The following is a 23003-nucleotide window of genomic DNA, read 5'->3' on the forward strand; positions in this document are numbered from 1 at the left end:
CAAAAATATCCGGGAAATGCATTGGCTATGCATTAGGTCGACTCCTTATAAAGGCTATCTCTTATGCAGTAAATGTTCGTAAAAACATAAATAAATAACCTTTAGGAATATGAGGCGACGAGTATTCCGGGGTTTTGGAGCCGCTTATGAGTCTGTTCAAGTCCTTGCCCCTGGCTGTTCTAGTGGCCGGTAGCAGCAGTTGGTCGCCGGCCCAGGCCGCTGAAACACCCGCGCCTGCCGGCAAGGGCGAAAGCGCCAGTGGCCAACTGGAAACTGTCACGGTCACTGCCCGGCGGCGTACCGAAAGTGCCCAGGCCGTGCCGACGCCCATGAGCGTGCTCGGCGGCCAGGCCCTGGAAACCCAGCGGGTGTACCGCATCCAGGATTTGCAGCAACTGGTGCCCAGCGTCAACGTCGCCTATATGCATGCGCGCCAGTCCAGCGTGTCGATCCGCGGCCTGGGCAACAACCCGGCCAGCGATGGCCTGGAAGGCAGCGTGGGGCTGTATATCGACAACGTCTACCTCGGGCGCCCGGGCATGGCGGTGTTCGACCTGATGGACATTGAGCAGCTTGAGGTTTTGCGCGGCCCCCAGGGCACGTTGTTCGGCAAGAACACCACCGCTGGCGTGATCAATATCAGTACGCGCGCGCCGAGTTTTACTCCCGAGCGCAGCATCGAAACTTCCCTGGGCGAGGACGGTTATTTCCAGACCAAGGGCACGATTTCCGGCCCGCTCACCGAGGACTTGGCAGGGCGTTTCTCGGCCTATCGCACGCGCAGCGACGGCGATATCAAGAACGAGTACGACGGCCATGATCTTAACGGCGGTTCGCGCCAAGGCTTTCGCGGGCAACTGCTGTACAAGCCCAACGAAGCGTTCAACCTGCGCTGGATCGGTGACTACAACGAAGAGGATTCCAGCGCCGGCACCCGCGTGCTGTACAGCACCGGCCCGACCATCAATGGCACCAACCTGTATCAATCCCGGGCCAACGCGGCGGGCGCAACTTTGGTGGACGGCACCCATCGCAAGGTCAACCTCGACAACGACCAGCACGTCACGGTGTTCCAGGGCGGTACGTCGCTGGAAGCCAATTGGACGCTGCCCAGCGACTTCACCCTGACCTCGGTGAGTGCTTATCGCTGGTGGAATTTCACCCCGCGCAACGATGATGGCCTCAACGTACCGGCGTCGTATAACGCCGGGGTTTCGGTGGAAGATAAGCAGTGGTCTCAGGAATTTCGCCTGGCGTCGCCCAGCGGTGGTTTCTTCGATTACGTGCTCGGCGCTTACTACTTCGGCTCCGACCTGGATAACAAATCCTTTGCCTACTACGGGCCCAAGGCCGATATCTGGAACGGCACACCTGCCGGTGCGTTGAGCAACGTGAGCAGTGTGGGCAACGGGCATATCCGCACCGACAGCTTCGCGCTGTTCGCCCAAGGCACCTGGCACCTGACCGAACGCCTGGATTTCACCGCCGGCCTGCGTGGCACCTACGAAGAGAAAAGCGCCTGGGTCACGCGCAATGCGCCAGTCGGTGGCGCGGCGGTCAGCGGGGCTGCCGCCACGGCGCGGCGTGGGCGCACCGGGGCCTATGACTCGGGCGACCTGTCGCAATACAGCGCCACGCCGTCGGGGCTGCTCAACCTCAGTTATCACTTCAATGAAAACCTGCTGGGCTACGCGACGCTGTCCCATGGCGAGAAGTCCGGCGGTGTGAACCTGGCGGTGGGGTCTGCGCCGACGGCCGGAGCCGACTCGTTGCTGATCGGCACCGAGCGCGCCAACAACGCCGAGCTAGGCTTCAAGAGCACGTTGTGGGACCGCCGCCTGCAGCTCAATGCCAACCTGTTCTGGACCCAGGTCAACGGCTACCAGACCAACGCCTACGACCAGGACAACCGCGTGCAGTACCTGACCAACGCCGGCTCGGTACGCTCGCGAGGCGTGGAGGTGGAAAGCACCTTGGTGCCGATCAAGGGCCTGACCCTGAACATCAACGGCTCCTTCAATGACGTGACGTACCTGTCTTACAAGGACGCGCCGTGCCCGCCGGAAACCAGCCTGCGTCCCGGTGCGCCGGCGTCCTGCGACCTGAGCGGTCATCAGGTAGTGGGCGCCTCCAAGTGGATCGCCAACGCCAACGGCGAGTACAAGTGGAACCTGGCGAACGGCTTCGAACCCTATGTCACCGCCAGTTACGCGTTCCGTTCCAAGGCGGTGGGCACGGTGGAAGATTCCGACTACGGGCAGATCCCGGCGTATGCGGTGGTCAACCTGTCTACCGGTTTGCGCGGCGACTATGACCAAGGGCAGTGGGATGTGTCGCTGTGGCTGAAAAACGCCTTCGACAAAACCTACTACACCACCCTGTGGACCGGTGGTAACGGCGGTTACGAGGGCCTGTTGGGCACGCCGCGCACCCTAGGCGTGACTGGGCGCTACGACTTCTAGGTCGGTGCGATAGGTGGCCGGGCTGAACACCCGCGTCACCAGCAGCATCGCCACCACCGTCACCGTCAGCACCACCCAGGCACTGACAAAGTTGCCGGTAAGCTCGCGCAGCCAGCCGGTCAGCCACGGCGAAATCGCATTGATCAAAAAGCCTACGCCTTGCACGAACGCAGCCAGTTGCCCCGCTTGGCGTGGGTCGCGATGGTGGTCGAGGGTCAGCAGCAGGCTCAGGGCAAAGCACGCCCCTAACCCGAAGCCGCACAAGGCCACCCACAGGTGGGGATATTCCTGCGGCGCAATGATCAGGCCCAGGTAGCCGATGGTTTGCGCCAGCAGGCTGATGCTGAGCAATGGGCGGCGGTCGATACCGCGTTGCGCCAGCACTGGCATCAACAGAGCGGCCGTCACCTGAAAAATCGTCATGAACGCCAGCAATGACCCGCTGGGCAGCACGCCCCAACCGAGTTGCTGATAGTAGGCGGGCAGCCACGCGACCATGCTCATGTAGCCGCAGTTGACCAGGCCGAAATACAGCGCCAGCAGCCAGGCGCGGCGGTTACGCAACCCTTTGAACGCAGGCGCCTGTTGTGGGTTTCGCGCCGCGCCCAGCGGCAGCCAGGCCCACAGCAACAACGCCCCCAGCGCCGGCAAGAGCCACACACCCAGGCCTGCTTGCCATTGCTGGAAATGCGTGGCCACCACCGGACTGAGCAGCGCCGCCAGGCCGCCACCGGCCATCAGCGAGGCCGAATACACGCCCATCGCCACCGGCACGCGGTGACGGAATTCGCGCTTGATCATCGCCGGCACCAGCGCCTGGATCAGCGCCACGCCCGCACCGCCGAGCAGCGCGGTAACCAGCAGTGCCGAAGCCTGGCCCATCAGCCAGCGCGCCAGGCACGCCAGCAAAATCATCAACAAGCCCAGGGCGATGCCGCGACGCTCGCCCAAGCGCGCCTCCACGCGCACGCCCACCAGTGCCACCAACCCCATGCAGATCACCGGCAGGCTGGTGAGCAGGGCGCTGCTCTGAAAGCTCAGGCCGGTGGCCTGGCGAATCTCGCCGAGCAGCGGGCTGATGGAACTGAGGATGGGGCGCAGGTTCAGGCCGAGCACCACCAGCAGGCCCCAGCCGGCGAGGGATTTATTCAGGGTCATGCAGGGTTTTCCACTGGTGATACAGCGCAGTCATTGCGGCATCGGGCAGGTGCTGAATGGGCAGGCGTTGCGCGTCGATGGGCAAGCCAACCTGCTGGCTGATGGCTGCCGTCGACAGGCCGAATGGCTCGGCTGTTTCGTTGCTGGCGGCAAACACTACGCGTTCTACACCGCACAGGTACAGGGCGCTCAAGCACATTGGGCAAGGCTGTCCGCTGGCATAGATCACGCACCCCTCCAGGCGCGCACCCAGTTGTCGGCTCGCTGCGCGGATCGCCAGCAGCTCAGCGTGGGCGGTGGGGTCCTGGGTCAGGTGGATCTCATTCACGGCTTCCACCAGCACCTCATTGTTGCGCGTCAGCACCGCGCCGAAGGGGCGGCCGCCTTGGGTGACGTTGGCACGGGCCAAGGCAATAGCGCGTTGCAGGTGTGCTTGATCGTTGGTCATACATGGCCCCCGGATGCGATGAAAGGTGTGAAGTATGGGCAGTCAGCAAGGTATTCTGAAATTAAATATAAACATGCCAATCAGTGGCAAACACAATGGTGATGACGTTGTTCGATCCCGTGTTGTTGCGCAGCTTTGTCGCCGTGGTGGACTGCGGCAATTTCACCCGCGCCGCCGAGCGACTGCACTTGACCCAGTCCACCGTCAGCCAACAAATCCGCCGCCTGGAAGACGCAGTGGCGTGTCAGTTACTCGACCGCGACCAGCGCCGGGTGGTGGCCACCGCCGAGGGTGAGCGCCTGCTCGCGTATGCGCGCCGCATCCTCGCGCTGCACGAAGAAGCCGCCGATGTGCTGATCAACCAGCAAAGCGACGGCGTGTTGCGCCTCGGCGTGCCGGAGGACTTTGCCGCCGAGCGCCTGATGCCGCTGCTTTCGGCATTTGTCGTGGCTTATCCACGGGTGCGACTGGAAGTCACCAGCGGGCTGGGCCCTGAATTGCAGCGCCAGTACCGGGGCGGTGAGTTCGATGTGTTGCTGGTCAAGCAGATGGGCGACAGCGACGACTGTGTGGCGTCGTGGCCGGAGCCCTTGTACTGGGTCGACAGCCTGAGCACTCCGGCCCTGGGCCGCGACCCGCTGCCGCTGGTGGCTTTCCCCGTAGGCGGCCTGTATCGCAACGACATGCTGCACCATCTGGAACGGGCCGGCTGGCGTTGGCGCATCGGCTATTCCAGCGCCAGCCTGGCCAGCGTTTGTTCGGCGGTGGCGGCAGGCTTGGGCATCAGTTTATTGCCCGAACGGGTATTGCAACCGGGCCATCGCATACTCGGCCCAGAGAGTGGCTTGCCGCCTGTTCATGGCGTGCGATTGGCCCTGTATGGCCGCAGTGGTCTGGGCGCAGCGGGCCAGAGTTTGCTGGGTGAATTGCTGGCCTTGTGCAGTGGAAACCCGCACTGAGCCCATACCTTTGCCGAATATTTTGTATGCCTTTAAGGCATTGAAAGACAACGGCTTGAAGCCAGGCCACGGGCCACGTGGCTTTGGCGTGATCGGCTGTTTTGTTTATGTGTTTTTGTTCTATGTATAACTTTAAAGATTACTTTAAGAGATAAGTGTCTGGCCCCGATGATTCAGCCCACGACGGGCCTTCGCTGGCCCGTCGGTTTTTCAAAACCGTAGGGAGTGAATCAATGGGCAATGTCCAGACCGCCGCCAGTGCACCCGAGGCGCAGTGGCGCCCGGCACCGAGTGGTGAGTTGGTCGACCTTGGCCGGCCGCATCACGCGCCGTTGGGGCAATTGCGCCTGCAGAAGACCCCGAAGCGTTTTTCCAGCCGCCGCGAGGGGGTTTTGCTCGGGTTGCTGGTGTTGGCGCTGCACGGTGCAGTGATCTATTGGGTGAGCCAGAAACCCACGCCGGTGCTGCCGATTGTGCCGCCGGAAATTCCACCGATGACCATCGAATTTTCCCAGCCGGCGCCGCCGGTGGTTGAACCGCCACCGCCTGTACCGCCACCACCGCCTCCGCCTGTGGTCGAACCACCGCCGCCGGTGGTGGATGAGTTGGCGGCCAAGCCGGCGCCGCCCAAACCCATTGCGAAACCCAAACCCAAGCCCGTGCCTAAACCTGAGCCTAAGCCGGCCCCCAAGGCCGTCGAGCAGCCACCTGCACCACCGACGCCAGCGCCACCTGCACCGCCCGCACCCGCGGCGCCAGCGCCGGTGACGCCTGCTTCGGCCAACGCCGCGTACCTGAAGAACCCGGCGCCGGAATACCCGTCACTGGCTCAGCGTCGCGGTTGGGAAGGTACGGTGTTGCTGCGGGTGCAGGTGCTGGCCAGTGGTAAACCGGGTGAGATCCAGGTGCAAAAAAGCAGTGGTCGCCAGCAGTTGGATGACGCGGCATTGGCGGCGGTGAAGCGCTGGAGTTTCGTGCCTGCCAAGCAGGGCGATGTGGCCCAGAACGGCTGGGTGAGCGTGCCCATCGATTTCAAGATTCATTAATTATTCAGCGGCGCAGAGGGAAAACATCATGGCATTGGCATCTCCACTTGAATCCATCGAAAGCGCGGTGATCTGGCTGCTGGTGGCCTTTTCGATCGCCACTTGGGGCCTAGCCTTGCTCAAGGGCGTGCAGTTCGGTCGCCTCAAGGCCCAGGATCGCAAGTTTCACAAACAGTTCTGGGCGGCATCGAGCCTCGACTCGGCCGCCGAGCTCGCCGAAACCCAGCCTGGCGCCGCCGCCCGTGTAGCCCAGGCCGGCTATGCCGCGATCCAGGTGGGCGATACCACCCACGCTGCGGATTTGAGCCAGGCGATCAATCACCAGGACCGCCTCGAACGCGCCCTGCGCCAGCAAATCGTGCGTGAGCGTCGCTCCCTGGAAACCGGCCTGGCTGTGGTCGCCAGTATCGGCAGCACCTCGCCGTTTATCGGCCTGTTTGGCACCGTGTGGGGGATCATGGAAGCGCTCAAGGGGATCAGTGCTGCCGGGTCCGCCAGCCTGGAAACCGTGGCGGGGCCCATCGGCGCGGCATTGGTGGCGACCGGCGTGGGGATCGCCGTCGCGGTGCCTGCGGTGCTGGTTTACAACTACTTCCTGCGTCGCCTGAAGCTGACGGCGGCAGACCTGGATGACTTTGCCCACGACTTCTACAGCCTGGCGCAGAAAAACGCGTTCCGCGTGCTGCTGCACCCGACGTTGGCCAAGGCCAACGCCGGCAGCCCGCAGAAAGTGAAGGAGGCATCCTGAATGGCCTTCTCCACGCAAGACAGCGATGAGGTGCTGAGCGAGATCAATGTCACGCCGCTGGTGGATGTGATGCTGGTGCTGCTGGTGGTGTTTATCGTCACCGCGCCGCTATTGACCAACTCCATCCCGATCAACCTGCCCAAAACCCAGGCCGTAGCGCCGGTTGAGCAGAAAGACCCGTTGGTGGTGAGCATCGACGGCGCGGGCAAACTGTTTATCAACAAGGACGCAATCCAGCCGGACCTGTTGGAATTCAACCTGCAGGCGGCCAAGGCCAAGGACCCCGACGTGCGGGTGCAATTGCAGGCCGACGATGGGGTGAACTACGGCGAAGTGGCACGAGCCATGGCGTCGATCGAGCGCGCAGGCATTACCAAATTGTCGGTGATTACTGCACGTTAGTTTTAAAGAGCCGCGACACGTTTTTGGGCCGTTTCCTTGGCAGGGTGCGGCCCTTTTTTTATTGGAAGGGTATAGCGTTAGTAAAGGAAAAGAATTCACACGTTTTTAAATGTTTCTGAGCGTGCAATTCATGACCGTATGATTATTCTGGCTGGCGCATGGAAAGTTTCGATAAATGGAGAATTTATAGAATGGTACGTTTTCCGATTCGTTTGGTAGATACATTCGTCAGCCCGCAACAACCGGTTTCTCAGCCCGATGAAAAAAAACCTGTCGCTTTTTCTGGGCCGTCCGATAGGCCTGGCCCACGGCATCCGTTAGGGCAAAGTTTATCTTTGAATCGCGCCGGTTATCAGCACATTAACGCACCCAATGCCGAGCCCAAGGTATTGAAGCCAAATCCTGTAATAGATGCTTATATCAGTGCGCATGCGTCTGATTTTATGTCTCCCGAAAAAGAGATTGCCACTATTTTGTCCGCGAAGATAAAAAAACAGTGGGGCATTGAAGTTGATCCTGATAAAACGTATCTGGTGACGTTTAAGGATAATGGCGATGACGAAAAGGATGTTGTGGAAAAAATAACGCTGACCCAGGCGGCTTTGAAAAACAGGCAAGATGTTACGATTGAAGATAATGAGGGCTGGTTTCGAAAAATCGCCAAGTATTTTTCGCCGGCAGTGTATGTTTACAACAAAATTGACGGCTGGGTGCAGGAAGCAGGCAGTCGCCAAGCTATTTACCGGGAACCGAGTTCTCCGGGCTCTGCGCTCTACAGTGCGGCCACTGAGGTGCCCATTCCGGTTGAAGATTTCAAAGCCTTGGTCTGGGATACAGACCGCACCCAACTTTACAAGAATACGCTTGATGGATTCTGGGACAAACACAGCGCCTCGTATGCATCGTTGAGTAAAATATCCTTTGTTAAAGCGATCAATCTACAGCGTCTGGAAGGAACACTTGGACCGGTTGAGGCGGCACTCGCTCAGCGTGCGTTGGGGGCGGTTGCGCAAAAGGATTGGTCCGAGCTGACGGTTCAGGATTTTACCAAGCCTGCCGTCAAGGATCCGAATCTGGAGATCGGCTTGCTGAGCATCAACGGCTTGCAGTCGACCGACTTGATGTGTGTGACCGATCGGAAAACCCAGCTGACGTTGCTATACATCCCTGGCAATTCCTCACCTATTCATCGGTTCGATAATCCGCAGCAAATGAAAACATGGCTGGCGGGGCAGGCGTCAGACCCCGTTAAGCGCGAATCGCTGCTGACGCACTTTTCTCTCAAGGATCAAGCTGACAAGTCGTTTTCAGACGGTGTACGTCAGTCTCTGGAAGGGATGGGAAATTGGTCGGACGCGCAGGCGTCGGGTAATGCTTTCCTTAAAGGGCTCAACGGCTGGGTGCCGGATCGGTTTATCACAGTGGATCAGCTGCAGGGCGACCCTTTCGAAGCAGTCAAGGTTCGACAAAAGGCCCGATCTTATTCGGACGCGGATAATGCGATCGTCAGTGATGGGGACTACACCAAGAACAAAGTGCTGCAAGGGGTGGAAGAGGCCACCAAAGTCGCCATGTTCATGACGCCCCTGGCCCTGGTCATGCCGGAAGTCGCAATAGGCCTGGATGTTTTCTTCCTGGCAGCCGGGGGCGCCGAGGCCGGTATTGGTATTGATGATGCCATCAAAGGAAAATCGACCGGTGCGGACCGAATTGTTTTTGGGGTATTGAACGCTGCTCCGCCGTTAGCCACTCATGCGGGGGCGCCGCTGGCGAAAGTGATAACAGAAAGGTTTGCCAGCGGGGGCGTCGCAGCCGGAGCGGATGCTGCAGCCCAGGCCTCTACTCAAGTGACTGAACAAGGGCGCCCATTCTTCAATCCGCCACGGCGAATCAATGGGCAGATTGGTTATCCGATGAGCCCTGTTTCGCCCCCGAAACTCCATGAGGCGTTCACAGTCCCCATGGACGATGTCCATCAAATGGTCTCGAAAGACTACATAATTTTCGTCGATCAATACGGCACTAAAGTGACGTATGACGTAGAGGCCCGCCTATGGCGTGGGGTCAGCGAAAACGGTCGAGTGAATGACGTGTTTTATTGGCGTAAAGGCCAAGAAAACTGGATGAGTGGTACAAAAGCTGAAGCGATCGAAGGGAATAAAAATGCACCGGCTTCAATGATAAATAAGACATTGAAGTTACCGAGACTGCCATCGTTACCCTCCGGCGCCACTGAGGTGCCCAAGGTTATCCACTATTTTTGGGCTGGCAATGAGATGCCAGAGAACTTGCTCAACAATATTGTTGAGAACTCCAGGAAAAGTCCGGGCTATAAGTCGATCGTTCATGTAGATGCCAATAATGCGAGTGTTTTTCAAAAGATAAAGTCTGCATTGGATCACAAAGTAGGCGGTCTGGAAGTGCATGATTTGCAGGCAGATGAGGCTTTCAGGGAGCTGAAGGCTGGCAAGTATGGGGAAATGTATCAGTACTTTCGTGCCGGCCAAGGGCAAAATCTAGCGGCCTCATCGGATGTGATGCGCGTTGCATTGCTTAAGAAGTACGGTGGAATATATCTGGATGCGGACGATACACTGACTTTCAATGTGGGAAACGTCACGTTGAAAGCCACACCGAACGATATCCTGATGAATTCGCCAGTGACTTATGAACCAGCAGACTTCAGTGGTTTCAATACCAGTAATTTCGCCAGTCATGCCGATAATCCTTTGCTGGATGAGATCCTGGAAGAGGCCTATGAGCGCTATAAGGCCAATGAGGAGTGGTTGAAAAGTAATCGTGCTTTCCTGAGTGACAGTTCGACAGCCGCCGAACAGCACGCTTATAAAGAATACGAGAAGAAAATTTTTGAAATCACCGGGCCGAAAATGTTTGGGGATGTATTGGCACAAAAGGAGTATGGGTTTTTCGCGGTAGTTGAAGAGGTGACAGAACTGTTGAACGCTTGTCTTTTACTTCCCAAGGACTATGGTGCCAACTATATGAGCGCGCGAGATTATTACATGCCGATGAATCATAAGTTCGGGGTCTCCATTGGCTCAGAGCAGTCTATGCATCATTCTCGCTGATTGGTAAAACAAACCTGGTGTCGATTGCAGTCGCTGAGGAGCGGGTTTATCCGCCTCAGCGACTGGCTTCAGTGACGGCGATCGCCTCGGATGAGGATAACGTGACCTGATGTCGAAAATGCAATTTGGTTATTAATAAATTCCTTTTTATTCCTTATTTGATTGTTGGGTCGCCCCTATACTGGTCAGCAACGTTAAACGCTGCAGGAGGGCACACCCATGCACAGCGAGTCGATTCGTTATCTGATCGTGCCGGGCTGGCAAGGATCGCCAGAAGATCATTGGCAAACCCATTGGCAGAACAGCCTGCCCAACAGCGCCCGCGTGGAACAGGCCGATTGGCTGACACCGCGTCGCGAGGATTGGGTCGCCGCACTGGCCGAGGCCATCGCTGCCGACAGCACGCCGGTCATCCTGATCGCTCATAGCTTGGGTTGCATCACCGTGGCCCACTGGGCCGCCACTGCCCCCGTGCACTTCTTGCGGCAGGTACGCGGCGCGTTGCTGGTGGCACCGGCGGATGTCGAGCGCCCTGCGTGTGCCCCTGCACTGCGCAATTTCGCACCTATTCCAACTGACCTGCTGCCATTTCCCAGCCAGGTGGTCAGCTCCGACAACGACAGTGCCGTGAGCGCCCCCAGGGCTCTGGAACTGGCGCGTCAGTGGGGCGCCGAAGCCGGCATCTTGGCGGGCGCCGGGCATATCAATGTGAAGTCCGGCCACCGCCGCTGGGAGCAAGGGTTTGCTTACCTCTATCGCCTGCAACATCGCCTCGAGCACCATGCTCGGCGCAGCGCCTAATATTTTTTCAACGCCCCGTCCCTGTGTGGATTGGGGCGGGAGCCTGCCATGAGTCTGCATGAAACCTTCGGCCAGCCGCTGCTGACCTTTCCAGATGCTGAAAAAAGCCCGTTGAGCATCCGCGCCAAGGCGCTGGTGTTCGTCGACCCACGCTCACGCCAACTGCGTGAAGAGTTGGAAAGCCTTGCGCCGCGCGCCTTACCCGTATTGATTCGAGGAGAAACCGGCAGCGGTAAAGAGTTGCTGGCGCGGCACATCCACCGTGGCAGTGACCGTACAGGCCTGTTTGTCTCGGTCAACTGTGGCGCCATCAGCCCCACCTATGCGGATGCCGAGTTGTTTGGCTATGCCGCCGGCAGTCACAGTGGCGCGGCGAGCAGCCGCGCGGGCTGGTTTGGCTCGGCCAATGGCGGCACCTTGTACCTGGATGAAATTGGTGACTTGCCGCTGCCGATCCAGGTGAAATTGCTCGCGGCCCTGGAAAACCACGAAGTCACCCGCGTCGGTGCCCACCAGCCCAGCCCGGTGGATGTGCGCCTGGTGGCCGCGACCAGCATCGACCTGGCCCAGGCCGTGGCCGTGGGCAAGTTTCATGAGCGTCTGTTCCATTATTTGAGTGAGGGCCGGTTGGACCTGCCGGCGTTGCGCGAGCGGGTGGGGGATATCTTGTCTCTGGCCGAATATTTCCTCGGCATCTACAGCCAGCGCCTGGACCTTCCGGTGCCACTGATCAGCGACGCCGCCCAGCAGGTGCTGGAACACCACACGTGGCCGGGCAATACGCGAGAATTGGAAAACGTCATTCACTTTGCCTTGCTGGTGAGCAGCGGCGATGAAATCTTGCCCGAGCATTTGAACCTACCGACGGCAGGCTCACCGCTGGAGCAAGTACGACGAATTTTGGCCAGCGCCAGCCCGGCCGAGACGGAATCGGTGCGTAAATTCCTGTATGAACAAAATGGAATATCAACGTGAATAAAAGATATTGTTCGGGAATAAAAAATCTAGGTATTGTCCCTTCCACGCCGCGATAGCACTTCGCTGGCACCTCACATAAAAACGGTCGTTAGAAGGACATTGCATGAAAAAGGTTCTGTTGTTTACCGCTCTGGCGGCTGCCCTGACTGCTGGCTTTGCCCAGGCCAACGAGAAACTGGTGGTGGCCGCTACGCCGATCCCGCACGCCGAAATCCTCGAGCTGATCAAGCCGACCCTGGCCAAGGAAGGTGTGGACCTGCAGATCAAAGTCTTTACCGACTACGTACAGCCGAACGTGCAGGTCGCTGAGAAACGCCTGGACGCCAACTATTTCCAGACCCTGCCGTACCTGGAAAACTTCAACAAGGGCAAGGGCACCAACCTGATTACCGTGGTGGGCGTGCACGTTGAACCCTTCGGCGGCTACTCGAAAAAGATCAAGAAAATCGAAGATCTGAAAGACGGGGCCACCGTGGCTATCCCGAACGAAGGCTCCAACAGCGGCCGCGCTTTGTTGTTGCTGCAAAAGGCTGGTGTGATCACCCTCAAAGACCCGACAAACGCCCTGGCCACGCCGAAAGACATCGCCAGCAACCCGAAGAACCTGAAGTTCAAAGAGCTGGAATCGGCCCTGCTGCCACGGGTGCTGGACCAGGTTGACCTCGACCTGATCAACACCAACTACGCCCTGGAAGCTGGCCTGAACCCGGCCAAGGACGCGCTGATCATCGAAGACGCCAAGTCGCCGTACGTGAATTTCCTGGTGGCGCGCCCGGACAACAAGGACAGCGATGCTATCCAGAAGTTGGCCAAGGCCCTGACCAGCCCGGAAGTCAAAGCTTTCATCGAGAAGAAGTACAACGGCGCGGTGGTGCCAGCGTTCTGATGTAAGCCAAAACCCCCTTCAAGGTTTCAACGCCGACGGCTCCTACAGCGTCGGCGTTTTTTTATCTGAAATACAGTCAAAACTGTGGGAGCTGGCTTGCTCGTTCCCACGCTCCGCGTGGGAACGTCTCCTGTGACGCTCTGCGTCACGACTTTAGAGCGGACGCAGAGCGTCCTGGGCTGCATTCCCACGCAGAGCGTGGGAACGATCGACAGCTCCCACAGAGGTTAGGTTTTTGGGTGATATCAATATGCTATTTCGGTATTTAAACTTTGATTTTTATACCTTTAAAGTTCGCGCTAGCTGACGTTATCCACGTCGGCACGGACTGCGCTCGCGGCATTACCCATGCGGCGATATGGACTGCACATGACCTTCGATTTCGCTTTTATCCTCAGCACCCTGCCGGCGTTTCTCAAGGCCGTGGGTGTGACGCTGCAAGTCGGCCTGATCGCCATTGCCACGTCCTTGCTGGTGGCGCTGATCAACGCTGCGCTGCTGGTGTTTCGTACGCCTTACCTGTCGCGCCTGGTGGCGCTCTATGTGGAGCTGGCGCGTAACACGCCGCTGTTGATCCAACTGTTCTTCGTCTACTTCGCGCTGCCGGCCCTGGGTTTCAATATTTCCGGGTTCTGGGCGGCGATCATCACCATGACCTTTCTGGGCGGCGCCTACCTCACCGAGGTGCTGCGCGCCGGCGTGGAAGCGGTGCCGCAAGCGCAAATCGAGTCGGGCAAGTCCATTGGCCTGTCCGACTGGCAACTGTTGCGCCATGTGATCCTGCCCCAGGCCGGCATCCTCAGCCTGCCGGCGCTGTTCGCCAACTTCATTTTTCTACTCAAGGAAACCACCGTGGTGTCGGCGGTGGCGGTGCCGGAGATTCTCTATACCACCAAGAGCTATATCGCCCTCTACTATAAAACCTACGAAATGCTCGCCGTGCTGACGCTGATTTGCGTGCTGTTGTTCTTGCCGTTGTCGCTGTTGCTCAGCCGCCTGGAAAGGAGGCTCCAGCATGGCCAGTTCGGGTCTTGAGTTGCTCTGGATGTCGTTGCCGCAACTGGGCAAGGGCGCTGCGCAAACCCTGTCAATTTCGTTTTTGAGCATCGGCTTCAGTACGGTTGGCGGCGTGCTCTACGGCGTGCTGCGCACTTTGAATAACAAGGCGATCAACGGCGTGTTGCGGGTCTACCTGGAACTGTTCCGCGCCATTCCGGTGCTGGTGTGGTTGTACCTGCTGTTTTTTGGCGTGCCGATCTTCTTCGGCCTGAGCATCCCGAGTTTCTGGTGCGCGGTGCTGGTGCTGTCGTTGTGGGGCGCCAGCGAGGTGGGCGAAGTGGTGCGTGGCGCGCTGCATTCGCTGCCCCGTGGCCAACGCGAAGCAGGCTTGTCGATTGGCCTGTCCGACCCACAGTTGTACGGCTACGTACTGCTGCCCCAGGCCCTCAAGCGCATGACGCCGCCGACCATCAACGTGTACACGCGCATCATCAAGACCAGCTCCCTGGCGGTGCTGATCGGCGTGGTGGATGTGATCAAGGTCGGCCAGCAAATCATCGAGCGCACCTATGAGTCGGTATTGATCTACGGCGCGCTGTTCCTGTTTTTCTTCTTTATCTGCTACCCGTTGTCGGCCGCCTCCAAGGTGCTGGAACGGCGCTGGGCCCAAGCATGAGCGCATTGATCGAGTTTCAGGGTTTCAACAAATTCTTCGGCGAGGCGCAGGTGCTCAAGGGCATCGACCTGAGCGTGCAGCGCGGCGAAGTGGTGGTGATCTTAGGCCCCAGCGGCTGTGGCAAAAGCACCTTGTTGCGCTGCCTCAATGGGCTGGAAGTCGCGCACAGCGGCAGCCTGCGCTTTGCCGGCAAAGAGCTGCTGGATAAAACCACCGACTGGCGCCAGGTACGCCAGGACATTGGCATGGTGTTCCAGAGCTACCACCTGTTCCCGCACATGAGCGTGCTCGACAACATCCTGCTCGGCCCGCTGAAAGTGCAAAAGCGCGACCCGCGTGAAGCCCGTGAGCAGGCGGAAAAATTGCTGGAGCGCGTGGGCCTTGCCGACAAGCGCGACGCCTTCCCACGCCAGCTTTCCGGTGGCCAGCAACAACGCATCGCCATCGTCCGCTCGTTGTGCATGAACCCTCAGGTCATGCTGTTTGACGAAGTCACCGCGGCCCTCGACCCGGAGATGGTCAAGGAAGTGCTGGAAGTGATCCAGGACTTGGCCCGCGATGGCATGACCCTGCTGATCGTCACCCACGAAATGGCCTTCGCCCGCGCGGTCGCCGACCGCGTGGTGTTCATGGAGGCCGGTCGCATCCTCGAACACAACACCCCCGAGGCATTCTTTACGAACCCGCAGACCGCACGCGCGCAGCAGTTCCTGGAGAAGTTCTCCTTTGTTTCAACACTGCCCAAAAAGATCAAGGAACTGGAGCTGATATGAAAAAGTTACTGCTGCCACTGTTTGCCGTCGCCTTGCTGGCCGGCTGCGATAAAAAGGCCGAAGAGCCGGTAAAACCCGCGGCTGTGAGCTACATCGACAAAATCAAAGCGCGGGACAAGCTGATTGTCGGCGTGTTTACCGATAAACCGCCATTCGGCTTTGTGGACGAAGCGGGTCGTTATGTCGGCTTCGATACCGACATCGGCCGGCAATTCGCCAAGGACCTGCTGGGCGATGAAAACAAGGTGGAGTTTGTCGCCGTGGAACCGGCCAGCCGCATTCCCTTCCTGCAAAGCGACAAGGTCGACCTGATTCTCGCCAACATGACCGTGACGCCTGAACGCAAGGACGCGGTGGACTTCACCAACCCCAACCTGAAGGTGGCGGTGCAGGCTCTGGTGCCGAATGACAGCGCCGTCAAAAGCCTGGATGACCTGGCAACCCGCACGACCATCGTCACCACCGGCACCACGGCGGATATCTGGCTGACCAAGAACCACCCGGACTGGAAGCTGCTCAAATTCGAGAAGAACTCCGAGTCGCTGCAGGCGCTGTCGGCTGGCCGTGGGGATGCCTATGCGCAAGACAACCTGGTGCTGTTCAGTTGGGCCAAGCAGAACCCTGGCTACCGCGTACTGGAAGAGAAACTGGGGGATGAAGCACCCATTGCCCCGGCGGTGAAGAAGGGCAATATCGAGCTGCGTGACTGGGTGAACGCTGAGCTGGCGAAGTTGGGGGAGGAGAAATTCCTGCTCAAGCTTTATGACCAATATGTGCGTAAAGAGCTGAGCGATGACACCAAGCCTGAGAGTGTGATTGTTGAGGGCGGTAAGTGGCAGGGCTGAAATAGCTATCGCAGGCAAGCCAGCTCCCACCTTTGAATGTATTCACACATCAAAATGTGGGAGGGGGCTTGCCCCCGATGAGGCCAGTGCAGTCACCGCCTACTCCGGCCAGTGCCAGGCCGGCGCATCCAGCATCCCTTGCCCCACAATCCGTGTTTCCCCCAACACCTTCTCCAACACAATCGAGTTACACCCCTCATCCTGCTGCAACGCCGCAATCAAGCGGCTGGCATGGCTCACCACCCATACCTGGCACTGCTTCGACGCCTGGATAATCAAGCGGGCCAGTGCCGGCAACAGGTCCGGATGCAAGCTGGTCTCCGGCTCGTTCAGCACCATCATGGTCGGTGGCCGAGGGGTCAGCAGCGCGGCGATCAGCAGCAGGTAGCGCAGGGTGCCGTCCGACAGCTCCGCCGCCGACAACGGTCGCAGCAAGCCTTCCTGATAGAACTCGATGGCAAAGCGTCCGCCCTGCAACGGTTCAATGTGCAGACGCGCGCCCGGGAATGCATCGCTCACGGCGCGTTGCAGCGCCTCGGGATCGCCAATCTCGCGGATGGTCTGCAACGCGGCCGCCAGATCGCGGCCGTCGTGGTGCAACACCGGCGTGCGCGTGCCCAACTGTGGCTGGCGCACTGGCGCGTCCACGTCGCTGCGAAAGTGATCGTAAAAGCGCCAGCCACGAATGCTTTCACGCAACAGCAGCACTTCCGGCGAGCCACGCAGGCTGCCGACCTGATCGAACAGGCTGTGGTAGTTCGGTGTGTGATGCGCCAGCACATCCCACGCACGGCCTTCGCGGGCACGCACCATCGGCCCTGAGCGCTGCACCAGCAGGCTGGCCGGACGGTAGACGTGGCCGGCCCAGATGCACTCCTTTTTTACTTCGGGGTCCAGTTTGAAGGCCGAGAGGGTTTTTTCGGGTAAGCCCAAAGAGATCGCGTAGCTGAAATCCTCTGCGGCAAACCCCAGGCGCAGGCGTTTGACGCCCTGGCGCACAGTAGATTCGACCGGTACTTCGCCATTGCGCATGCGCCGGCTGATGGTTTCCGGCCCGGCCCAGAAGGTCGAATCCAGCCCGCCTTCGCGGGCCAGCGCATTGATCACCCCGCCCTGGGCGGTTTCGGCCAATAGGCGCAGGGCGCGATACAGGTTGGATTTGCCGCTGCCATTGGGCCCGGTCACCAGGTTCAGCCGGTCCAGGGGCACCACCAATTTGTTGATCGAGCGGTAATTGGCCACCGCGAGGGTTTTAAGCATGTGTAATTAGTCAGCATGGGAACCATTGGAGTATGGGATCCTCCATGCAGATAAGGAACCCTGATCTAAGCTCACAGTCGCATACACACTTGAACGTCGGCATCACGCAAAAGGAGCCTGCATGGGCGGTCGCACCTCGACATTTATTTTCAGCCTTGGCCTCCTGGCGCTGCTCAGCGGCTGTGGCCAGGACAAAGCCGAGCCCAAGCAGCATTCGCGGGTGTTCGTGCAAACCGTGCAGTCAGCGGATTTTGCCGCGGCGGTCACGCTGACCGGCGATATCCAGGCGCGCGTGCAAACCGATCTGTCCTTTCGCGTAGGTGGCAAGATCATCCAGCGCATGGTCGACGTAGGCGACCGCGTCACGGCCAGGCAAGTCTTGGCCAAGCTCGACCCCAAGGACCTGCAAACCAACGTCGATTCGGCCCAGGCCCAGGTTGTGGCCGAGCAGGCGCGGGTCAAGCAGACCGCCGCCGCCTTCGTGCGCCAGGAAAAACTCTTGCCCAAAGGCTATACCAGCCGCAGCGAATACGACGCCGCCCAGGCCGCGCTGCGCAGCAGCCAAAGTGCCCTGGCCGCTGCCCAGGCGCAGTTGGCCAATGCACGCGAACAGTTGGGCTACACCGCGTTGATCGCCGATGCCCCTGGGATCATCACGGCGCGCCAGGCCGAAGTCGGCCAAGTGGTACAAGCCACCGTGCCGATCTTCAGCCTCGCCCGCGATGGCGAGCGTGACGCCGTGTTCAACGTGTATGAGTCCCTGCTGGTGGAGCCGCCCCCCGACGCGCCGATTACGGTGAGCCTGCTGGACAACCCGAGCATCAAGGCCGTGGGCAAAGTCCGCGAAGTCACGCCCGCCGTGGCCGCCAATACCGGCACCGTGCAAGTGAAGATCGCCCTGCAAAGCCTGCCCAAGGGCATGGAACTGGGGTCGGTGGTCAGCGCCACCGCCAATGGCCCGGCCAAGGCGAGCATCGAGCTGCCTTGGTCAGCGCTGACCAAAGACCTCAACGAGCCAGCCGTGTGGCTGGTGGACGGCGAAGGCAAGGCGCAGTTGCACAAGGTCACCGTGGCGCGCTACCTCACCGGCAAAGTGATCATCGGCGAGGGTCTCAAAGGCGGTGAAAAAGTCGTGATAGCCGGTGGGCAATTGCTGCACCCCGGCATGGTCGTCGAGATCGCCCAACCCGGAGCGCAGCCATGAAGCAATTGACGCTCATTGTCGCCGCCAGCCTGTTGCTGATGGCCTGCTCCAAGGAAGAGGCACCGCCCGAACCCATACGCCCGGTGCTGTCCATGGAAGTGAGGGCCGAAGACCAGGAAAACCTCGGTCGTTTCGCCGGCACCATCCAGGCCAGATATGAAAGCAACCTGGGTTTCCGTGTGCCCGGCCGCATCGCCCGTCGCGCCGTGGATGTCGGCGCCGAGGTGGAGAAGGGCGCCTTGCTCGCCGTGCTTGACCCCACCGACCAGCAGAACCAATTACGCGCTGCCCAGGGCGACCTGGCGCGCGTACAGGCGCAGTTCATCAACGCCCAGGCCAACGCTCGGCGGCAACAGGAACTGTTCAACCGTGGCGTCGGCGCCCAGGCTCAGCTGGATGTGGCCCAGACCGACCTGAAAACCACCCAGGCGACCCTTGACCAGGCCCGTGCCTCGGTCAACCAGGCCAAGGACCAACTCAACTACGCCGAACTGCGCACCGACCATGCCGGCATCGTCACTGCCTGGAACGCTGAGGCCGGCCAAGTGGTCAGCGCCGGCCAGCAGGTGGTGACCCTGGCCCGTCCGGACATCAAGGAAGCGGTGATCGACCTGCCCGCCGGCCTGGCTGAACGCTTGCCTGCCGATGTGGTGTTCCTGGTCGCCGGGCAACTGGACCCCAGCGTGCACACCACCGCCGTGGTGCGTGAGATCGAGCCTCAGGCCCAAAGCGCCACGCGCACCCGTCGCGCACGCCTGAGCCTGGCCGAAACCCCGCCCGCGTTCCGCCTGGGCACGGCAATCAGCGTGACGTTGAGCACCGCCATCGCCCCGCGTATCGAACTGCCCCTGAGCGCCTTGCAGGAAGTGGACGGCAAGACCCGTATCTGGCTGCTCGACACCCAGAGCCAGACCGTGCAACCCCGCGAGGTCACGGTTATCAGCCGTGATGCCCGCAGCGCCTTGCTCAATGGCAGCGTCAAACCCGGCGAGCGCATTGTCACCGCCGGCGTGAACAGCCTGAAACCTGGGCAAAAAGTCAAAATCGACGAGGACAGCCCGCGATGAAAGGGAGCTTCAACTTATCCGACTGGGCCCTCAAGCATCAGTCCTTCGTCTGGTACCTGATGTTCGTCGCACTGCTGATGGGCGTGTTCTCGTACATGAACCTGGGCCGTGAAGAAGACCCGTCGTTCACCATCAAGACCATGGTGATCCAGACCCGCTGGCCGGGCGCGACCCAGGAAGAAACCCTCAAGCAGGTCACCGACCGTATCGAGAAAAAACTCGAGGAACTCGACTCTCTCGACTATGTGAAAAGCTACACCCGGCCCGGCGAGTCCACGGTGTTCGTGTTCCTCAAGGACACCACCAGTGCCAAGGCCATCCCGGAGATCTGGTACCAGGTCCGCAAAAAGATCGATGACATTCGTGGGACCTTCCCCCAGGGCTTGCAGGGGCCATCGTTCAACGATGAGTTCGGTGACGTGTTCGGCTCGGTGTATGCCTTTACCGGCGATGGCCTGTCGATGCGCCAGTTGCGTGACTACGTGGAACAGGTGCGCGCCGAAATCCGCTCGGTGCCAGGGCTGGGCAAGGTCGAGATGATCGGCCAGCAGGACGAAGTGATTTACCTGAATTTCTCCACGCGCAAACTCGCGGCCCTGGGGATTGATCAGCGCCAGGTCGTGCAAAGCCTGCAATCGCAAAACGCCGTGACCCCCGCCGGGGTGATCGAGGCCGGGCCGGAACGCATCTCCGTGCGCACCTCCGGGCAGTTCGCCTCGGAGAAAGACCTGGCCAACGTCAACCTGCGCCTCAATGACCGTTTCTACCGGCTGGCGGATATTGCCGACATCAGCCGTGGTTATGTGGACCCGGCGCGGCCGATGTTTCGCTTCAACGGCAAACCGGCGATTGGCTTGGCCATCGCCATGCAGAAGGGCGGCAATATCCAGTCGTTCGGTAAGGCCCTGCACGGGCGCATGGACGAGCTGACCGCCGACCTGCCGGTGGGCGTCGGCGTGCACAAGGTGTCCGACCAGGCCGAAGTGGTGGAAGAGGCGGTCGGCGGCTTCACCAGCGCATTGTTCGAGGCGGTGATCATCGTGCTGGTGGTGAGCTTTATCAGCCTCGGCATGCGCGCCGGGTTGGTGGTGGCATGCTCGATTCCGTTGGTGCTGGCGCTGGTATTCGTGTTCATGGAATACAGCGGCATCACCATGCAGCGCGTGTCGCTGGGCGCGTTGATCATCGCCCTCGGCCTGCTGGTGGATGACGCGATGATCACGGTGGAGATGATGATCACGCGCCTGGAAAAAGGCGAAACCAAGGAACAGGCGGCGACTTACGCCTATACCTCCACGGCGTTCCCGATGCTCACCGGCACGCTGGTGACCGTGGCCGGTTTCGTACCGATTGGCCTCAACGCCAGTTCGGCAGGCGAGTACACCTTTACCCTGTTCGCGGTGATTGCCGTGGCGATGCTGGTGTCGTGGGTGGTGGCGGTGCTGTTTGCGCCGGTGATCGGCGTGCATATCCTCAGCGCCAATGTGAAACCGCACAACGCCGAGCCAGGGCGCATTGGCCGTGCCTTCAATGGCGGCATGCTGTGGGCCATGCGCAACCGCTGGTGGGCGATTGGCATCACCGTGGCGCTGTTCGTGGCCTCGGTATTTTCCATGCAATTTGTGCAGAACCAGTTCTTCCCGTCGTCGGACCGTCCGGAAATTCTCGTCGACCTGAACCTGCCGCAAAACGCCTCGATCAACGAGACGCGCAAGGCGGTAGACCGCCTCGAAGCGATCATCAAGGACGACCCGGATATCGCCCGTTGGAGCACCTACATCGGCCAGGGCGCGATTCGTTTCTACCTGCCGCTGGACCAGCAGTTGGAAAACCCCTACTACGCGCAGCTGGTGATTGTGAGCAAGGGCCTGGAAGAGCGTGGCGCTCTGATCGCTCGATTGCAGAAACGCTTGCGCGATGATTTTGTCGGTATCGGCAGCTACGTGCAGCCGCTGGAAATGGGCCCGCCGGTCGGGCGGCCGATCCAGTACCGCGTCTCTGGTAAAGACACCGATCAGGTGCGCAAGCACGCCATTGAACTGGCGACCTTGCTGGATCAGAACACCCACCTGGGCGAGATCATCTACGACTGGAACGAGCCGGGCAAAGTGCTGCGCGTCGACATCGCCCAGGACAAGGCGCGGCAACTGGGGCTTTCGTCGGAAGACGTGGCGCAGTTGATGAACAGTGTGGTCAGCGGCGCGGCGGTGACCCAGGTGCACGACGATATCTACCTGATCAACGTGGTCGGCCGCGCCGAGGACGCCGAGCGCGGTACGCCGGAAACCTTGCAGAACCTGCAGATCGTTACGCCCAATGGCACCTCGATTCCATTGCTGGCCTTTGCCACGGTGCGTTACGAACTGGAGCAGCCGCTGGTGTGGCGTCGTGACCGCAAGCCGACGATTACCATCAAGGCCGCGGTGCGCGATGAGATGCAGCCGACCGACCTGGTCAAGCAGTTGGCGCCGACCATCGAGAAATTCAGCGAAGGCTTGCCGGTGGGCTACAAAGTCGCCACCGGCGGTACCGTGGAAGAAAGTGGCAAGGCCCAAGGCCCGATTGCCAGCGTGGTGCCGTTGATGTTGTTCCTGATGGCCACGTTCCTGATGATTCAGTTGCACAGCGTGCAGAAGATGTTCCTGGTGGCCAGCGTTGCGCCACTGGGGCTGATCGGCGTGGTGCTGGCGTTGATCCCCACGGGCACGCCCATGGGCTTTGTGGCGATCCTGGGGATCCTGGCGCTGATCGGCATCATCATCCGCAACTCGGTGATTCTGGTCACACAGATCCACGAGTACGAAGAGGCCGGCTACACGCCGTGGGACGCGGTGGTGGAAGCGACCGAACACCGGCGTCGGCCGATTCTGCTGACGGCCGCCGCCGCGAGCCTGGGCATGATCCCGATTGCGCGGGAAGTGTTCTGGGGGCCCATGGCCTACGCGATGATTGGCGGGATCATCATTGCGACATTGCTGACGTTGCTGTTTCTGCCGGCGCTGTATGTGGCCTGGTACAAGATCCGCGAGCCGAAACACGAACATCAGCCACAACAGGATTAACACTGAGAGAGGGGGCTGCCAGTTAAGCGCAGACCCCCTGTGGGAGCGGGCTTGCCCGCGAAGGCGGTGTATCAGTCGCTGCATCTGTGACTCAACTGTCGCTTTCGCAGGCAAGCCAGCTCCCACATTTGGATCTTCAT

General features: G+C 60.0%; 19 protein-coding genes. 16 read left to right on the plus strand and 3 right to left on the minus strand.

The window, feature by feature from the left end; all coding sequences use genetic code 11:
• Nucleotides 1–146: 146 nt before the first annotated feature.
• On the plus strand, nucleotides 147–2462 hold the full coding sequence (locus BT199_RS13670) for a TonB-dependent receptor (RefSeq protein WP_020302219.1): 2316 nt from the start codon (nucleotides 147–149) through the stop codon (nucleotides 2460–2462).
• On the opposite strand, the gene BT199_RS13675 is transcribed toward BT199_RS13670, so the two are convergent.
• Both BT199_RS13675 and BT199_RS13680 read right to left on the minus strand, forming a co-directional pair.
• The gene (locus tag BT199_RS13675; RefSeq protein ID WP_014716436.1) at nucleotides 2433–3620 is read right to left on the minus strand and encodes a CynX/NimT family MFS transporter; all 1188 of its coding nucleotides are present in this window, start codon (nucleotides 3618–3620) and stop codon (nucleotides 2433–2435) included. The two genes, BT199_RS13670 and BT199_RS13675, sit on opposite strands and share 30 nt — an antisense overlap.
• Complete coding sequence (locus BT199_RS13680) at nucleotides 3607–4068, minus strand: nucleoside deaminase (RefSeq protein WP_072434703.1); 462 nt, start codon at nucleotides 4066–4068, stop codon at nucleotides 3607–3609. The genes BT199_RS13675 and BT199_RS13680 overlap by 14 nt, the downstream gene beginning before the upstream one ends.
• A gap of 107 nt (nucleotides 4069–4175) precedes the next feature.
• Here BT199_RS13680 and BT199_RS13685 point away from each other — a divergent pair, with 107 nt between their 5' ends.
• The 12 genes from BT199_RS13685 (at nucleotide 4176) to BT199_RS13740 (ending at nucleotide 16270) form a co-directional block, all read left to right on the plus strand.
• Nucleotides 4176–5027 (plus strand): LysR family transcriptional regulator, encoded by an 852-nt coding sequence (locus tag BT199_RS13685; RefSeq protein ID WP_005783745.1) that lies wholly within the window; start codon nucleotides 4176–4178, stop codon nucleotides 5025–5027.
• Nucleotides 5028–5260: 233 nt separating this feature from the next.
• On the plus strand, nucleotides 5261–6073 hold the full coding sequence (locus BT199_RS13690; protein WP_014716438.1) for an energy transducer TonB: 813 nt from the start codon (nucleotides 5261–5263) through the stop codon (nucleotides 6071–6073).
• Between the two features lie 25 nt (nucleotides 6074–6098).
• Nucleotides 6099–6821 (plus strand): MotA/TolQ/ExbB proton channel family protein, encoded by a 723-nt coding sequence (locus BT199_RS13695; RefSeq protein ID WP_139271613.1) that lies wholly within the window; start codon nucleotides 6099–6101, stop codon nucleotides 6819–6821.
• On the plus strand, nucleotides 6822–7223 hold the full coding sequence (locus tag BT199_RS13700; RefSeq protein WP_014716440.1) for an ExbD/TolR family protein: 402 nt from the start codon (nucleotides 6822–6824) through the stop codon (nucleotides 7221–7223).
• A 191-nt stretch (nucleotides 7224–7414) separates the two neighbouring features.
• Nucleotides 7415–10312 carry a glycosyltransferase family 32 protein gene (locus tag BT199_RS13705; protein WP_139271614.1) on the plus strand — a complete coding sequence of 966 codons (2898 nt, stop codon included), beginning with the start codon at nucleotides 7415–7417 and terminating at the stop codon, nucleotides 10310–10312.
• A gap of 219 nt (nucleotides 10313–10531) precedes the next feature.
• Nucleotides 10532–11113 carry an alpha/beta hydrolase gene (locus tag BT199_RS13710; protein ID WP_014716442.1) on the plus strand — a complete coding sequence of 194 codons (582 nt, stop codon included), beginning with the start codon at nucleotides 10532–10534 and terminating at the stop codon, nucleotides 11111–11113.
• Between the two features lie 48 nt (nucleotides 11114–11161).
• Nucleotides 11162–12088, plus strand: a complete 927-nt coding sequence (locus BT199_RS13715; protein WP_014716443.1) for a sigma 54-interacting transcriptional regulator — start codon at nucleotides 11162–11164, stop codon at nucleotides 12086–12088.
• Nucleotides 12089–12194: 106 nt separating this feature from the next.
• On the plus strand, nucleotides 12195–12977 hold the full coding sequence (locus BT199_RS13720; RefSeq protein ID WP_003187613.1) for a MetQ/NlpA family ABC transporter substrate-binding protein: 783 nt from the start codon (nucleotides 12195–12197) through the stop codon (nucleotides 12975–12977).
• A 369-nt stretch (nucleotides 12978–13346) separates the two neighbouring features.
• Nucleotides 13347–14012, plus strand: coding sequence for an amino acid ABC transporter permease (locus BT199_RS13725; RefSeq protein WP_014716444.1), 666 nt, complete (start codon nucleotides 13347–13349; stop codon nucleotides 14010–14012).
• On the plus strand, nucleotides 13993–14652 hold the full coding sequence (locus BT199_RS13730; RefSeq protein WP_072434706.1) for an amino acid ABC transporter permease: 660 nt from the start codon (nucleotides 13993–13995) through the stop codon (nucleotides 14650–14652). The genes BT199_RS13725 and BT199_RS13730 overlap by 20 nt, the downstream gene beginning before the upstream one ends.
• Nucleotides 14649–15425 carry an amino acid ABC transporter ATP-binding protein gene (locus BT199_RS13735; protein WP_034125472.1) on the plus strand — a complete coding sequence of 259 codons (777 nt, stop codon included), beginning with the start codon at nucleotides 14649–14651 and terminating at the stop codon, nucleotides 15423–15425. The genes BT199_RS13730 and BT199_RS13735 overlap by 4 nt, the downstream gene beginning before the upstream one ends.
• Nucleotides 15422–16270 (plus strand): transporter substrate-binding domain-containing protein, encoded by an 849-nt coding sequence (locus BT199_RS13740; protein WP_014716447.1) that lies wholly within the window; start codon nucleotides 15422–15424, stop codon nucleotides 16268–16270. Before BT199_RS13735 ends, BT199_RS13740 begins: the two co-directional genes overlap by 4 nt.
• 99 nt (nucleotides 16271–16369) lie before the next feature.
• On the opposite strand, the gene BT199_RS13745 is transcribed toward BT199_RS13740, so the two are convergent.
• Nucleotides 16370–17530: an AAA family ATPase gene (locus BT199_RS13745; protein ID WP_020302226.1), complete on the minus strand. Its 1161-nt coding sequence runs from the start codon at nucleotides 17528–17530 to the stop codon at nucleotides 16370–16372.
• A gap of 121 nt (nucleotides 17531–17651) precedes the next feature.
• On the opposite strand from BT199_RS13745, the gene BT199_RS13750 reads away from it, so the two are divergent.
• From BT199_RS13750 to BT199_RS13760, 3 genes are read left to right on the plus strand one after another with little or no spacing between them, the layout of a single operon-like run.
• Entirely contained in the window at nucleotides 17652–18734 is a 1083-nt protein-coding gene (locus BT199_RS13750; RefSeq protein WP_020302227.1) for an efflux RND transporter periplasmic adaptor subunit, read from the plus strand.
• Nucleotides 18731–19801, plus strand: coding sequence for an efflux RND transporter periplasmic adaptor subunit (locus BT199_RS13755; RefSeq protein WP_072434707.1), 1071 nt, complete (start codon nucleotides 18731–18733; stop codon nucleotides 19799–19801). Before BT199_RS13750 ends, BT199_RS13755 begins: the two co-directional genes overlap by 4 nt.
• Entirely contained in the window at nucleotides 19798–22863 is a 3066-nt protein-coding gene (locus BT199_RS13760; RefSeq protein ID WP_019819880.1) for an efflux RND transporter permease subunit, read from the plus strand. Before BT199_RS13755 ends, BT199_RS13760 begins: the two co-directional genes overlap by 4 nt.
• The last annotated feature ends 140 nt before the right edge of the window (nucleotides 22864–23003 follow it).

The organism is Pseudomonas sp. NFR02 (assembly GCF_900119375.1).
Classification (GTDB): Bacteria; Pseudomonadota; Gammaproteobacteria; order Pseudomonadales; family Pseudomonadaceae; genus Aquipseudomonas; species Aquipseudomonas paracarnis.

What these genes read in the sequence shown, in the direction of transcription:
- BT199_RS13670 (WP_020302219.1), top strand. Translation starts at nt 147, where the DNA reads ATGAGTCTGTTCAAGTCCTTGCCCCTGGCTGTTCTAGTGGCCGGTAGC.
- BT199_RS13675 (WP_014716436.1), bottom strand. Translation starts at nt 3,620, where the DNA reads ATGACCCTGAATAAATCCCTCGCCGGCTGGGGCCTGCTGGTGGTGCTC.
- BT199_RS13680 (WP_072434703.1), bottom strand. Translation starts at nt 4,068, where the DNA reads ATGACCAACGATCAAGCACACCTGCAACGCGCTATTGCCTTGGCCCGT.
- BT199_RS13690 (WP_014716438.1), top strand. Translation starts at nt 5,261, where the DNA reads ATGGGCAATGTCCAGACCGCCGCCAGTGCACCCGAGGCGCAGTGGCGC.
- BT199_RS13700 (WP_014716440.1), top strand. Translation starts at nt 6,822, where the DNA reads ATGGCCTTCTCCACGCAAGACAGCGATGAGGTGCTGAGCGAGATCAAT.
- BT199_RS13705 (WP_139271614.1), top strand. Translation starts at nt 7,415, where the DNA reads ATGGTACGTTTTCCGATTCGTTTGGTAGATACATTCGTCAGCCCGCAA.
- BT199_RS13710 (WP_014716442.1), top strand. Translation starts at nt 10,532, where the DNA reads ATGCACAGCGAGTCGATTCGTTATCTGATCGTGCCGGGCTGGCAAGGA.
- BT199_RS13715 (WP_014716443.1), top strand. Translation starts at nt 11,162, where the DNA reads ATGAGTCTGCATGAAACCTTCGGCCAGCCGCTGCTGACCTTTCCAGAT.
- BT199_RS13720 (WP_003187613.1), top strand. Translation starts at nt 12,195, where the DNA reads ATGAAAAAGGTTCTGTTGTTTACCGCTCTGGCGGCTGCCCTGACTGCT.
- BT199_RS13725 (WP_014716444.1), top strand. Translation starts at nt 13,347, where the DNA reads ATGACCTTCGATTTCGCTTTTATCCTCAGCACCCTGCCGGCGTTTCTC.
- BT199_RS13730 (WP_072434706.1), top strand. Translation starts at nt 13,993, where the DNA reads ATGGCCAGTTCGGGTCTTGAGTTGCTCTGGATGTCGTTGCCGCAACTG.
- BT199_RS13735 (WP_034125472.1), top strand. Translation starts at nt 14,649, where the DNA reads ATGAGCGCATTGATCGAGTTTCAGGGTTTCAACAAATTCTTCGGCGAG.
- BT199_RS13740 (WP_014716447.1), top strand. Translation starts at nt 15,422, where the DNA reads ATGAAAAAGTTACTGCTGCCACTGTTTGCCGTCGCCTTGCTGGCCGGC.
- BT199_RS13745 (WP_020302226.1), bottom strand. Translation starts at nt 17,530, where the DNA reads ATGCTTAAAACCCTCGCGGTGGCCAATTACCGCTCGATCAACAAATTG.
- BT199_RS13750 (WP_020302227.1), top strand. Translation starts at nt 17,652, where the DNA reads ATGGGCGGTCGCACCTCGACATTTATTTTCAGCCTTGGCCTCCTGGCG.
- BT199_RS13755 (WP_072434707.1), top strand. Translation starts at nt 18,731, where the DNA reads ATGAAGCAATTGACGCTCATTGTCGCCGCCAGCCTGTTGCTGATGGCC.
- BT199_RS13760 (WP_019819880.1), top strand. Translation starts at nt 19,798, where the DNA reads ATGAAAGGGAGCTTCAACTTATCCGACTGGGCCCTCAAGCATCAGTCC.